This is a genomic window from Brevibacillus brevis (genome assembly GCF_022026395.1).
Classification (GTDB): domain Bacteria; phylum Bacillota; class Bacilli; order Brevibacillales; family Brevibacillaceae; genus Brevibacillus.
On sequence record NZ_CP041767.1, the window covers coordinates 3,315,551 to 3,329,195 of the forward strand.

The window sequence follows — 13,645 nt, forward strand, 5'->3', positions numbered from 1 at the left end:
TTATTCACTTTTACTGAGACTATCACAGAACTATACTAACAACAAGAAATACAACCTTAATGTATGGTTTCATTTTGAAGGGGGAGACAATATGATGGATTATGAGATTTTTGATTTGGGTGACGTAACCTTGCAATCAGGGGTTACGTTACCGAGCGCTTTTATTGCTTATAAGACTTATGGAAGATTAAATGAAAAGACAGATAATGTCATCGTCTATCCAACCGCTTTTGGCGACCAGCATGTTCAGAATGAATGGTTGATCGGAAACGGCATGGCACTCGATCCGCAGAAATATTTCATTGTTGTTCCAAATCTGCTGGGCAACGGATTATCTTCTTCTCCCAGTAACACGCCTCCCCCATTCGACCGGGCTAATTTTCCGCAGGTAACGATCTATGACAACGTGAAACTACAGCATCGGCTGGTGACCGAAAAATTCGGCATCAAAAAGATCGCTCTCGTTGTAGGCTGGTCAATGGGAGGCATTCAAGCATTCCAATGGGGGGCAAGTTATCCCGAGATGGTTGAACGAATTGCACCTTTTGCCGGAGTTGCAAAGACATGGCCCCAAACGTATGTGGTCCTGGACGGTATGAAAGCTCCGCTCATGGCTGCGACCCGCTTCGATTCAAGTAAACTAAACCAGTTGACTTCTGCGGACATGCGCGCCGTTGGCCGTGTCTATGCAGGATGGGGTGTATCGCAGGCGTTTTACAGAAATGAACTTTATCGTGGGCTGGGATTTGACTCATTGGCAGATTTTGTGTCTGGCGTCTGGGAAGATAGCTTTATGAAAATGGATCCGCACAATGTCCTGGCCATGTTATGGACAGGACAACATGCAGATATTAGTGCAAACCCGACCTATAACGGAGATTTCGATGAGGCGCTCAAAAGCATTAAAGCACTTGCCTGCGTCATGCCAGGGAGCACGGATCTCTTCTGCTCGGCAGACGATAACGAATATGAAGCTAAGCTAATACCTCATGCTATTTTTAAACCTATCGAGTCGATCTGGGGCCATTTTGCTGGTCGCGGAATCAATAGTGCCGATAATAAATTTATTGATGACAACCTAAAACGCTTGTTGGCGCTTAGTAGAAACGAATAGATCATTATTAGCATTCGAGTGTTCTGTAAGGACCCCGGTCAGAGTATTCCACGTAACGGCGTTCCCGGTCAAGGCAACTGGTAATGTGGGAACATTTGTCTTTTGAATGAACGATCCCTTCTGATCTTACATGAGGTCACCAGAACTTTCTGGTGTTGCTGTACAAACAAGAAAAGCCCTTGTATTCAAAGGCTTTTCGAACATTTGTATGGAGCGGGTGATGGGAATCGAACCCACGCCGCAGGCTTGGGAAGCCGGAGTTCTACCATTGAACTACACCCGCATGATGTTCGTGCATTTCATTCCAACTGCTTCCAATTATATAGCTGTCTGAATTATTTGTCTAGCGTCTCCAATCAAATGGAGCCTTGCCAATCATTCAAGAAAAGACCGCCCGGGCATCATTCCCCGTTCGGTCTTCTCTGCTTGGTTTGGCATCAGGCATGCGCATAGGTTTGTTGCGAAATAATTCGCCCACTCTCCATTTTCACAACCTGATCAGCAAGATGGAAGTAGCGATCGTCGTGTGTGATCGCAATGACACATTTGCCCTGTCTCTTCATTTCTGGCAACAAGGATTCGTAAAAGAATTGACGATACTCTGGATCTTGGTCCGCTGCCCACTCATCAAAGAGGAAAATGGGCCGGTCTCTTACCAGACTGAGCATTAAGGCAAGACGTTTACGTTGACCCGTAGACAGCTTCGTCGTGCTAAATGTACCCGTTTCATCCACTTCTACTTTGTCAGCAATGCGAAGCACCTCTAAATATTTGCTCACTTCTTCTTGCTTTGCTTGGTAGTCGATGCCGTACATCTTCTCAAACAAATAGAAATCGCTGAAGATCGCGGAGAAGAATTCGCACCGTTGATCAGCATTCACTTTTTGGCCATTCATGAAAAACTCGCCCTCATCCTGCTCATACAATCCGGTAATCAGCTTGGCAAACGTTGACTTCCCACTACCGTTCCCGCCAACAATGAAGACGATTTCCCCTTTTTGGCAGGAGAAATCCAGCGGCCCTACGGAAAACTCTTCGCCCTCCTTGTTCTTGTATCGGAAACGCACTTGTTCCGTTGAAAAAGACTCAAAATCTTGCGCGTTCCGCTCAGCCAAGGTTTCCTCTTCTCTTCTCGTTTCCACTGATAACGAATCAAGCAACGCATTCAATCGCTGCCAGCTGATCTTGATGCGAATGAGCTCCGGTACTGCATTCAAAATACCGTGAACGGGTCCTGTCATATACAAAAAGACAAACACATAACTAATCAGCATCTCTTTTTGAAGCGAAGGGAATAGAACCGGGAATAAAAAGGCAACTGTGCCGATTACCACAACGAAAAGCAATTCCCCAATCAAATACACGTTCACAAACTTAAATTGGCCCGCTGATTTCTTATGTCGGTAGTCAGAGCAGCTTCTTTCCATGTCTGCTTCGAATTCTTTTCGTTGCGACTGCGTCAGATACAGCTCCTTGAAGCCTCCGATCATATCGGTAATATAGGAGAAAAACACATTTTGGATGTCTCTGGTTTCCTCCCATACTTTATTTGCAAAGCGACCTGCCAGCGTGTACAAACCTACAGCCACAAAAATGACAGCCAGACAAAACAAAAATCCGTATAGATCCAGGGATCCCAGATAAATAAAGCAAAACACAAGTGTAACCGCACTCGTCAGTGCCACAACGACACTATTGGCAAAGGTACTGATCGTTTCCGTATCGTTATTTAACCCCGCATATATTTCACCGTTATCAAGTGTCTCGTACTTTTGATAAGGGGTCCGAAAAATTTTGCGGATCAGTTCCATTCTTTTTTCGTATACGATTTCATTTGTAATCACGATCAGTCGGCTACGCATCATTTTCTCCCCGACGATATACAACAAGATACCCAGGAGAAAATACAGGAAAATCGCTGCATGAAACTTGTTCGTAGAAGTGAGCGCCAGATTGATCATAAAAATGATCAGCGCATTCCCAAATCCGCTGATAAGCCCCTGGATGACAATAGACGTCATGGATGTTTCTTGCGATTTCGGGAACAAGCGGATGAGCGTGATGTAGACATTAAACAGAGCGAGTCCTGTCACCAATGCGTACATGGCGTAAAAAATGGTGATGGGAAGCCAGACCTCGATGAACGGCCATGGTAAGCCCATAAAAAATACATCCGGCAAATAGTATAAGGCGGCGGTCAAAACACTGCCCATGACAACAAATGCAACGAAGGATGCAAAACAGATTCGCCCCGCATTCACGGCGAGTTTGCGTTCACCTCGATAGACTTGCACGAAAATCTGCACGATTCCCCCACCAAGTAGCAACAAGAGGATCCCAAGGATTACGAGAGAAATGCTCGCCAGTCGATCCGCTTGAAGATTGGTGTCAGACACGACTACGGGAGGTTCTTCGCCGAGTACGAGATTGACGGCCCCTTCTGCGATAACAGATGCGTTCAACGAGTTGATATTGGTCAAAACGACGGCGCCCAGCTTTTCTTCTGGACGAAATACCATGTACGAAGAAAATGCAGGGTTGTTGCCACCGTGCGAAATTTGCCCTCCACCATCCTGATAAATCATCCAGCCTGACGCATACGAGAAACCGTCTGCAGCAGGGGCTACCGAACGATCAGGAAGATGGGAAGCACTCACCAGCTCGGAACGAAACGCAGATACCTCCATCCCCAACTGAAGCTGCAACCATCGCTCCATATCGTTTAAATTGGAAACGACATAACCGGCTGGCGTATTTCCGCGATATTCCGGCGCATCGTACACTTTCGGGGAAAAGAACTCGATTTTGTGCCCTCTTGCCATCTCCTCAGCGGGTGCCTGTGCCTTCAAAAAGGTATGGGTTAGTCCCAATTTGGCAATGACTTGTTGCTGCACATACTGCTCATAGGTCTCTCCGGTGACTTTTTCAACCACATAGCCCAGGATATCGTAGTTAATTGTCGCGTATTCATACTCGGTCCCCGGCTTGCGGACCAGTTCAGTATGATTGATCGCTCGCACAGTTTCTTCAATTGCATTTTCGCTGGAAGAAATAGGGATGGCGCCAATGCTTTCAAACGGAATCCCGCTGGTATGGTAAAGCAAATGCTTAATCAGGATCGTTTCCTGCTGTCCCTTATAGGTAACACCAAACCACGGGATATAGTTCTGAACCGGGTCGTCCAGTGAAAGTCGTTTTTGCTCGACAAGCTGATGAACGGCTAGCGCCGTAAAGGCTTTGGAGTTCGATCCGATTTCAAACAATGTATCAGCAGTTACTGGCTCTTGCTTCTGGATGTCAGAGTAGCCAAACGATTGCTTGTAAATGGTTTTCCCCTCTTTGACGACCACTACGGCTGCACCCGGGATTTTCTCCGACTCCATCGTTTTATTGACCAGCTGTTCAATTGCCGTTGCGATTTCCGAATCCTGTTGTACGCTCGTTTCGGCGTACACGGGCATACTGCCGGATAGTACGAGAACCAGACACATCAGCAAGAACGTCAGTTTTCGTCTCGACTCATCTATGATCTTTTGCAGATTGATCCACTCCTTTTTAGGCACTGCGTCTGTGGGAAAGACCGCAACCGCAAGTAAACGAGTACGTGATGTAAATTGGGATTGGATAGAAACCGTGGCGAATCAAACTCGCCACGGTTTCTTATTAGGCATCGCACATATACACGGGTTTCGAGTAGAGGCGCAAGGTTTCTCTCCATTTTTTAACCAATCGCTCCCACTGTTCTTGCTCGATTTGCTCTTGTTTCAATAGGCTAATCGGGATACACAAGTTTAATAGACGCCCGTCTATTTCAAAACGGGTAACACCCGCAGGCAAAACATGCCCTTCCGATACGATACGCTCTAATTCCGACAAACTGATTGGCGGGAACCGTATCAAGGCTGCTCCTGCCTCCGGACATTCGAGCATCCCTGTGGGCAGACGATGCACCGGGTGGCTATAGTTGTAACTGTCCACTAATTGACGCCATAGTGTCATTCGCCACTCATCATCCTGCCGCTTCTCATTTGGATAAAGGTAGAATCGCTCCTTGTTCCCTATCATCATTTCTGCCACAGGTGTTTCTCGTAAACGCTCTGTTTCCCATCGAAACACAGAATCTTGCTCCACTGATTGCAACCATGCAGCGACTGGCACAATATGATCCCACATATCCAAGTGAAAATCCTCATGTTCCACTACCTGTACGGGGATATGTTTGCACCCAAGCGCTTGAAGAGCAAAGGTCCGATGTGCACCATCAATGATCAAATACTGGCCGTTTTGCATGAGAATCGCCAGTGGAGGATGGCGCAAAATCCCTTCCTCCTCAATGATCTGTCTGGTCTTGTGTAGTCGCTTGTTTTCATGTGACTCGTGCAAACAAATACGAGATGACTCTACCAGTTTTAGATTTGCTAGCACATCGTACAAAATGGTAACCTCCAGTTAGTCTTGCAAGTGAGTTCCGATCCCCTGCGAGAGTGCTTGTTTGTAATAGTAGGCAGCAATGGCGATATCAAAAATCGCCATCCCCATCGGATTAAACATGATGGGCTCATCTTGCGGAAATTCTTTCATCTGGTCAAGGCAGACGATATCTGTGATGGATTTGGTATCTTCTTTTTGCAATCCTCTCTCCAGATGCATGATCTCGATGTCCGTGTTCTCACGGCAAACTTCAGTCCAGTCATCTACGATAATGGAGCGGGTATAGTCAAGAATTTTTGGTGTAAAATCGCGTAACGACACATTTAACAACAAAGAATGACGTTTGGGTTGCTTGTCAATAAAACCATGCGGTGACACGGTGCACGTAATAAACACATCTGCTTCGCAGTATGCTTCTTCCCACGTTTGCGCGATAACCGTTTTCTCTTTTATCTCAGCTGGAATATGCTCCTGCTGGATACCCGCAATGTCATAGAGAACCACCTTGTCGATCTTCTCTCCTAACAAGGCCGTGACCATTTGCAGATGAAGTCTGCCAATCGGACCAAATCCGATTATTCCGACCGTTACATTTTGCAGGGGACGTACTTGTTCGTAATGCTTGAGGAGAAGACCGGAAACAGAAGCAGTTCGAATGCCGCTGACCAGAGCGGTATTAATCGTTGCCACAGGCTTACCCGTTCTGGCTTCGTTCAGGATGGTAATCGAATGCGCGCGTTGGATACCCTCTTGGAGGTTTTTCGGGAAACTGGCAATCCACTTGATTCCCGCCATATAAGTATCTCCGCCTACAAATGCTGGCATGGCAATAATGCGGTTTGACATGTCATGATATCGCAAGTAAGGTTTAATCGGCTGTGCATAATCTTCCTTATATAAGGAATTCACGGCATGTTCAATGACATCAATGGTTTCTTTCCAATTCTTGCCGACCTTTTCAATATCACTCGTGTTTAAATATAACATCGTACATTCCACCCTGCTTATCGTAGTAGATTTATTGGACACTGCTTAATTGCCGACGAAAGAATGCTTTTGCTGATGCAACCACTGGACCCATTCCTGGTTGTATACGGTATTGACATATGGCATGCCACCGTCTGGGCATAAAAAGACGACATTAGGCTTGACTGCATGCTTTTGATCTTTGAAATAATTTTTAATCGCCCAGTAGGAAGTCCCAGAAGATCCTCCAGCAAAAATGCCATGCTCCGTGTACAGCTGATAGCACGTCTCGACTGTGTCCTCCTCCGAAACATGAACGACCTCATCAATAATCGCGCCCTTGAGTATGTCAGGTCGCATGCTCGATCCAATTCCAGGGATGTAACGTTTTTGTGGCTCTTGTCCAAAAATCACTGATCCTACCGTGTCGACAGCAATGATCTTTATGTTCGGAAAACGTTCCTTCAATCGTTGCGAGATTCCCGTAATCGTGCCGCCAGAGCTAACGCCGATAAACGCATAGTCCAATGTCTCGAAGCTGTCTGCGATCTCGGCTCCCAGTCCGAAGTAATGGGCTCGAGCGCTATCCGGATTTCCATACTGGTTGGTCCAAAACGAGTTCTTCGTCTCATTAAGCAGACGATTGACCGTTTGGATGCGCGTTAGGAGAAATCCTCCTGTCTCGTCACGGTCCGTTACTTTTACGACCTCATGGGAAAACGCCCTGAGCAAATTCTCATATACAGGATTAATATTGGGGTCAATGACTGGAATAAATTTAATTCCGATTCGCTTGCATAAAGTCGCCAAAGCGATCGCAAAATTTCCCGAAGAAGACTCGACTACGGTAGTATCCGGCGTAATCTCTCCTCTTTTGATCGCCTCCTGTAATATGTAAAAGGCCGGCCTCACTTTTACACTTCCCATGAGGTTGTTGTACTCCAGCTTGCAAAACAGATTGATGTGCTCATGCTCAAGTTTGATTAAAGGCGTATTGCCAATCATGTGACTTATGGCCATCATTTTCGTTAGCATGTTGAGCCCTCTCTCCCGTTTTTTCCCGTCTTCGTCCAATCGACTGAAACTATCTTGGCTCCATGAATCAAGCGGATTTTGCATCCATTTTTTGCTGGATGTAACCTGCCAACATTTTCATATCTTGAAAGTTTTCTAAATGGAGCATGTCATCATCGAATTCAATCCCAAACTCTTTTTCAACCTTTACAACCGACTTGATAAAGGTTAGTGAATCAATGTACTCCGTAAGTTCTCCGCTTTCGTTCACGTACTCAGAAAACAACTGCAGGAGCGTCTCGTATACTTCGTTTTCCTTTTCCATATGAGTCCCTCCATGTGGTAAATGCTTACACAACAACGTCAACCCGTTCCAGCACTTCTCTTGTTTTGGTGACTGCCTCGAATTCCTGCGTTTTAATGCTGCTGATTTTTTGCAGAACGCGATGAACCATATCACTGCGATTACTGTCAAAAGCCTTGAGAATCATATTGGTCGTAATTTTCCATTGATGTCCGATACTGCGATACAGCTCGGCAAGATTTGCAAAGTTTTCGTACTTCTCACTGATCGCTTGCAGCACATTGGCATACATCGCTCGTGTTTGTGCCATGCTGATCAAGCTGTGGTTAAGGATATCGAGATGATCGTCTGTAATCTCCACTCCGCTAGCGAGAAAAGCCTCTACATCTTTGAGAAAAGGATCAAGGGATTTCAGCCCTACCTCGATGTTGACATCGTCGGGCACATCCAACTCCCGCTTGATGTGACTTATGTCGCACCGTCCCTCTAGTACGCTGAGATTGCTCCTGACCGCTTCTAGTAACTGATCAGGCGTCGGATGCTGGGAATCTGAAAGTACCAATTCAAATGAACGATTGTGGAGTGGATACCATTCACCTGTACCTGCATCCCGATAGGAAGAGTTACTCGCCTGTAAAAATTGCTCGATGGACAACAGACCTTTGTAGCGGTAGTAATCATCGACGATCAGCAGCTGGTTACCTTCTCTTCCGGTGACAATGATGCTATGCATTTCAGGCAGGTCCTGATAATAAGGGTTGTACGGGAGTTCTGCCATGTTGCAGAGGACGATTGTCGGTACCTCCCGTTCCAGACGTTCTTGTATATTTGCCAAAAACAAGTCGTCTTCTGGTTCAGCCCGTCCTTCTACGCGGATATTGTGTATCCACATAAGCTCACTGACTGTTCTCATGTATTGACCGTTTACATCTCCATAAGGAGAATCCTGCGTTTTAAGATAGATGGCACCGCACTGCTTCCAAGCTGTTTCCAAGGCGGAAAAATTCAGGTATTTCAGAACCGTGAAGATAGAAGCGCCGATGCAATCCAGGTTCGGATGCTTGCTCGGTTGAATCTCGGCGAGTGACATGAGCACTCTCCTCCCTGTCTATCGTAATGGTAAACACATGCGACTATCGGATATCCGAATCACGTTCACGCAAGGCGAATACTTGTTGCAGAAATTGACGAGTGAGAGAACTCAACTTGTCGGCAGCAGCTTCCACATCAGATCGCTTCAACATTTTTTCTTTGTATAAGCTAAGGGCATAGCGATTCACCGCGTTATTCGATGTCTGTAAAATCTCCTCTGCCAATTCTCGTACAGACTGATCTGCGTGTGGAATGTACCAGTCCAATAATGTTTCCACGCACAGTTCTTTTCCGCCTAATTGAACGTAGAGCTCGTTTAAATTGGCTTCATGAAAATAGGTGTCTGGCTGCTCCGTAAGCGATAACAACAGCGTAAGCTCACGGCCAGATTGTTGTTTACTCTCGACCGCTTTTAGTAAACGCAGCAATTCCTGCTCTGCGCTCGCACGCAAGCTTGCCTCGTCATCTGAAATGCGATCGAGCACCATGATCAGCCGAGAATGCGGCTCAATATTTGCATAAATCTCCTCAAGCGTTTGATAGGTTGTGGAGAATTTATCGTACTGGATTCGCTGAGCTTGCCCGCGAGTCAAATGATTGTGATTGATGATTGTATAGACCTGCTTTTCATGGTCATAGCCAGTGATGACGGTGAGATGATCGGTATGTTCCTTCTGGTATTGCGGTGTGTAAAAGGTGTAGTACTCGTCAAATGCAACCATTACTGGCTTGCCTTGATCCAATTGGCGAATGATCGACTCATGCAATTCATCCAGACGAGCGACAGGTACGAGTTTGACCCGATAGCCAAATTTGTAAAGCATCTCCTCATCCGACAAATATCCCATAACCTCAGCATGTTCCCGATACGAATAGGGGTACCCCTCGGCATCAAGCTGATAGCCGCGCTTCAACCCGAGAAAAAGCTTAAAATACGGAATCAGATGGGCATCCTGCTCCTCCATTAATAAAGCGAGACCGCGATCATAACAATTCCATTGACGCCAGGATAAATGACTGACATCAGCATACGAGCTGCGCTTGATTTGCGTACCATGCGATGATTTTGTGTTTCGTTGTTGAACAGTTTGGACGGCAGTAGCAGCTGCCTCTGCTTTCGCAACCTGTTCAACCTCATGCCCAGCCGCATCAAGATAGGCAGCAAAGTCGGAAATCGTCAAATGGGTAAGCAGGTCTTGTACTTCTACTTCTCGGTTCATCCGCTTGGAAATTTCGCTGATCATTTTAATCGCAATGATCGAGTCCCCGCCCAGCTCGTAAAAATTGTCATGGACATCTACTTCTTCAAGCCCCAGGACATATCCCCAAATGCGAGCCAGCTCTTGCTCTAAAGCGGTGTAGGTATCATGTTTTCTCCCACGTACCACCACGTTTGGCAGCTTCGCTTCACCAGATTTTTGCGGTGCAAACTTGTCATTTTCTCTACCGGCATCCTTGCCAAGAGCAAGAGAATGAAGAGAAGAAATGTCCAGCCAACAACGTTTACGCTCAAACGGATAAACAGGGAGGTGCACGCGCCGCGGCTTTTTAAACGTATACATGGCACTCCAGCGTACATCTGCCCCGCTCACATACAATTCGCCGAGCTCTTTCAGATCAGACAACTCTTTGCTTTGCGCCAATAAAAGCTTTTGCAAAAGAGAATCAGCAGCCTTATTCATCGCTTGTTGTTCTGCCTCAGTCAGAATCCCTGGTTCTCTATCAGCTTTTTCCCGCGAAATAACCTTGTGCCAGCCGAAGAAAATATCCGGGTCAGAAAGTGTTGTCCAGTCGCTCGCACACAGCTTGGAGATTTTTGCGGCAAAATCGTCCATGTCCTTGCAAATCAGCAGCAAACGGTAGCCGTAGTGACTACGGCCCGTATTTGCCGTAAAGCTGAGACTTTCCAATGTCGGCAGTTCCTCCACAGGCTTGCTGGTCCACTTCTGAAAGCGGAGCAACAGGTCGAGCAAGCTCTCCTTGCTTTTAGCTGATAAAGCGATAGTCTGAATCCCTTCGTCTTGCTTTGGGGGCTGTATGGATGGCGCTTCCTCAACAACCAGATGCACATTCGTTCCACTCATCCCAAAGGAACTGATTCCTGCCCGGCGTACACTTTGTTCTGGTTCCCAATCTGTCAATGTGTCATGGATGTAAATGGGAGATTGCTCAAAAGGAATCATCCGATTCGCCCGCTGGAAGTGCAAATGCGGAGGTATCTGCTTTTGTTTAAGAGACAGGATTACCTTGAAAAGACCAGCCATGCCCGCTACATGGTCGGTGTGACCGATGTTCGTCTTTACGGAGCCGATCCCACAAAATTGGCGTCGGCTTGTGTATGGGCGAAACGCTCTCTCTAGGCCGTCCATCTCCATCGGATCACCCAGCTTGGTACCTATGCTGTGCACCTCGATATAGGAAAGGGTTTGGGGATCAATCTGCGCATCTTTCCATGCCTGCTGGATCACTTCGGCTTGTGCCAGTGAATTTGGCGCCGTAAGACCAAAAGAATGACCGTCTTGATTGGCCGCGCTTCCCTTGATCACCGCATAAATCGAATCCCCGTCTGCAAGAGCTTTTGCCAACGGCTTCAGCAAAACGGCACCAACACCTTCACCGACACCTGTACCGTCTGAATCATTGTCAAAAGGGCGAGTACGACCAGATTGCGATAAAATCCCCAAATCATTGCTTCCATCTTGTAAAGACAGCAGGATGAGCTTGACACCGCCAGCAAGCGCCATCTCACATTCTCCTCGACGAATCGCCTGGCATGCCAGATGAACAGCCATCAGCGAAGAGGAGCAGGAAGTATCCACAAGCATGCTCGGACCTTTGAGATCCAACAGGTAGGAGATGCGAGAAGCGATCACCGATTTCATGTTGCCAATGATTGAGGTGGACAGCGCATCTGGTTCCAGCTCTCGAATCATTCGTCTATACTCTTCACCAAAATCACTGCTAAACCCCAGATATACACCCGTACGGCTGCCTGCGAGCATCGTTCCACCATATCCAGCGTCCTCAATCGCCTCCCAGCATGTCAGCAAAAATAAGCGTTGATTTGGGTCCATCTGACTGGCTTCCTTCGGAGAAAGACCGAAAAATTGCGGATCGAATTTATCAATTTCATTCAGGTAGGCAGCTTCTCGAAATTGAATTTGCTCCATCGTCATACCTTTGGCGAGTAACAATGGAATCAAATCGTTCTGGCGCTCTTTGGGAAGCTCACGCACGCAATCTTGACCAGCTTGCAACAGACGCCAAAATTCTGCCGGGTTTTCTGCGCTTCCGAATCGGCAAGCAGCACCAATCACCGCGATATCGTGTTGATTGGGTTTGCTGTCTGTTGAATGAGCATCCGTCTGCTGTTTATTCAGTTTGATTCGGTTCAGTCCTAATGGCTTGCTCACTGCATTCTTCCTCCTTGGGTCCTCTGCTCACCTGGTTCGGCTTAGCTTGCTTGCCATTCGTTGCTGATCTCAGGAAATCGCTGTTGCAAGTCCGGTTTGCTAGTCAGCTGTTCAAAGCGCATGGCTTGTTCCGTATCAGGAGCTTTTTTTGTTTGCAGGATCATACGAAGCAGAGAAAAAGCTTCGCGTACATCCCCATAGCCCCCCTCTTTTTCCCCTTGTTCCAGCTGTAGCCTCAGTTGTTGTAGCGCTTGATAGGGAGCGATCACTCCTTGCTGATACGCTTCTTCATCGAGACCGCGGTTTTTTGTGCAAACGGCAATCGCAATGCAAGAATCAACCAATTGGGCAATGTCTGCTTGATTACGCGTTTTAGCATCCAGAAGCTCTTGCTGATAACGATTGATCTCCCCCTGCTTGTCAAAAGCAAAGGCGCGTAGGGGATATCCTTTGGCCAAATTTGTCAGTACACTTTTCGGTCCGAGCTCAATTATGGTATTCGCTCCCTGTTTTACCAAGTAATCCATCGTGGACTGCCAGCGAACAGGGCTGGTTGTCTGGGCTGTGAGCAAATCGACAAGTTGATCTGCATGGACATAAGGTTGTGCTGTCACATTGGAAATGACAGGCCACTTGGGATCACAATACGTGTACCGCTTTAATTCTTCATTTAGTTGCTCGGCTGCTTGCACCATGAGTGGCGAATGGAAAGGCGCACTCACCTTGAGGCTGACAACGGAAGTCGAGCCATGCTGCTTGCACGCTTCTTCTACTTGTCGCACCGCATGTGCATGTCCGGAGATGACAATCTGATCTGCGGAGTTATGGTTGGCGACCACGACGATCGCACCGTCACGAGAATGTTCCCGACAAATCTCCTCGACAAGTTGAGCATTCAACCCGAAAATTGCTGACATGGCACCGACACCCTGCGGCGTAGCCGCCTGCATGAATTGACCGCGCCGATAGACAAGGCGGACGGCATCTGCAAACTGGATGGCACCTGCGCAAGTCAGGGCCGTAAACTCGCCCAGACTGTGACCAGCCACCCACTGTGGTTCGATGTCCATTTCCTGTGAATAAACGCGGAAGGCTGCGACACTTGCCGTCAGGATTGCCGGCTGAGCGTGCTCTGTTTTGGTCAGTTCTTGTACATCCCCTGCAAAACAAAGTGTTTGCAGGTTAAATCCAAGCGCATCACTTGCTTCTTCAAAGGTGCGAGCCGCAATGGGATGGGCCTCACATAATGCTTGGCCCATTCCAACATATTGCGAACCTTGTCCCGGGAATAAGAGTGCGATTTTGTCCATT

At 47.2% G+C, this 13,645-nt stretch carries 9 protein-coding genes and 1 tRNA gene; 1 reads left to right on the plus strand and 9 read right to left on the minus strand.

The annotated features are described in order from the left end of the window. The first annotated feature begins 94 nt into the window (after positions 1-94). Positions 95-1,114, plus strand: a complete 1,020-nt coding sequence (locus FO446_RS15870; RefSeq protein WP_173608364.1) for an alpha/beta fold hydrolase — start codon at positions 95-97, stop codon at positions 1,112-1,114. A 209-nt stretch (positions 1,115-1,323) separates the two neighbouring features. Here FO446_RS15870 and FO446_RS15875 read toward each other — a convergent pair. From FO446_RS15875 to fabD, 9 genes are all read right to left on the minus strand, one after another. Then, positions 1,324-1,397: transfer RNA gene (locus FO446_RS15875), tRNA-Gly, on the minus strand. A gap of 154 nt (positions 1,398-1,551) precedes the next feature. Continuing rightward, a complete protein-coding gene (gene edeA / locus FO446_RS15880) occupies positions 1,552-4,611 on the minus strand; it encodes a cyclic peptide edeine export ABC transporter EdeA (protein WP_221868653.1) in 3,060 nt (1,019 codons plus the stop codon). Between the two features lie 166 nt (positions 4,612-4,777). Continuing rightward, positions 4,778-5,539: a ParB N-terminal domain-containing protein gene (locus FO446_RS15885; protein WP_232773078.1), complete on the minus strand. Its 762-nt coding sequence runs from the start codon at positions 5,537-5,539 to the stop codon at positions 4,778-4,780. Positions 5,540-5,563: 24 nt separating this feature from the next. Beyond that, positions 5,564-6,532: a 2,3-diaminopropionate biosynthesis protein SbnB gene (gene sbnB / locus FO446_RS15890; protein ID WP_173607809.1), complete on the minus strand. Its 969-nt coding sequence runs from the start codon at positions 6,530-6,532 to the stop codon at positions 5,564-5,566. A gap of 45 nt (positions 6,533-6,577) precedes the next feature. After that, positions 6,578-7,546, minus strand: a complete 969-nt coding sequence (gene sbnA, locus FO446_RS15895) for a 2,3-diaminopropionate biosynthesis protein SbnA (protein ID WP_237898491.1) — start codon at positions 7,544-7,546, stop codon at positions 6,578-6,580. A 67-nt stretch (positions 7,547-7,613) separates the two neighbouring features. Beyond that, the gene (locus FO446_RS15900; protein WP_047067460.1) at positions 7,614-7,850 is read right to left on the minus strand and encodes a phosphopantetheine-binding protein; all 237 of its coding nucleotides are present in this window, start codon (positions 7,848-7,850) and stop codon (positions 7,614-7,616) included. 25 nt (positions 7,851-7,875) lie between these two features. Beyond that, entirely contained in the window at positions 7,876-8,919 is a 1,044-nt protein-coding gene (locus tag FO446_RS15905; protein ID WP_173607811.1) for a BtrH N-terminal domain-containing protein, read from the minus strand. 43 nt (positions 8,920-8,962) lie between these two features. Continuing rightward, a complete protein-coding gene (edeG, locus tag FO446_RS15910) occupies positions 8,963-12,334 on the minus strand; it encodes an edeine polyketide synthase EdeG (protein ID WP_237898494.1) in 3,372 nt (1,123 codons plus the stop codon). Positions 12,335-12,375: 41 nt separating this feature from the next. Then, the gene (fabD, locus tag FO446_RS15915; RefSeq protein ID WP_237898495.1) at positions 12,376-13,644 is read right to left on the minus strand and encodes an ACP S-malonyltransferase; all 1,269 of its coding nucleotides are present in this window, start codon (positions 13,642-13,644) and stop codon (positions 12,376-12,378) included. Position 13,645 lies beyond the last annotated feature (1 nt).

Bases quoted from the DNA above. Each gene is read 5' to 3' on its own strand.
- sbnB (WP_173607809.1), bottom strand. From the start codon at position 6,532: ATGTTATATTTAAACACGAGTGATATTGAAAAGGTCGGCAAGAATTGG.
- fabD (WP_237898495.1), bottom strand. From the start codon at position 13,644: ATGGACAAAATCGCACTCTTATTCCCGGGACAAGGTTCGCAATATGTT.
- FO446_RS15870 (WP_173608364.1), top strand. From the start codon at position 95: ATGGATTATGAGATTTTTGATTTGGGTGACGTAACCTTGCAATCAGGG.
- FO446_RS15905 (WP_173607811.1), bottom strand. From the start codon at position 8,919: ATGTCACTCGCCGAGATTCAACCGAGCAAGCATCCGAACCTGGATTGC.
- sbnA (WP_237898491.1), bottom strand. From the start codon at position 7,546: ATGCTAACGAAAATGATGGCCATAAGTCACATGATTGGCAATACGCCT.
- FO446_RS15900 (WP_047067460.1), bottom strand. From the start codon at position 7,850: ATGGAAAAGGAAAACGAAGTATACGAGACGCTCCTGCAGTTGTTTTCT.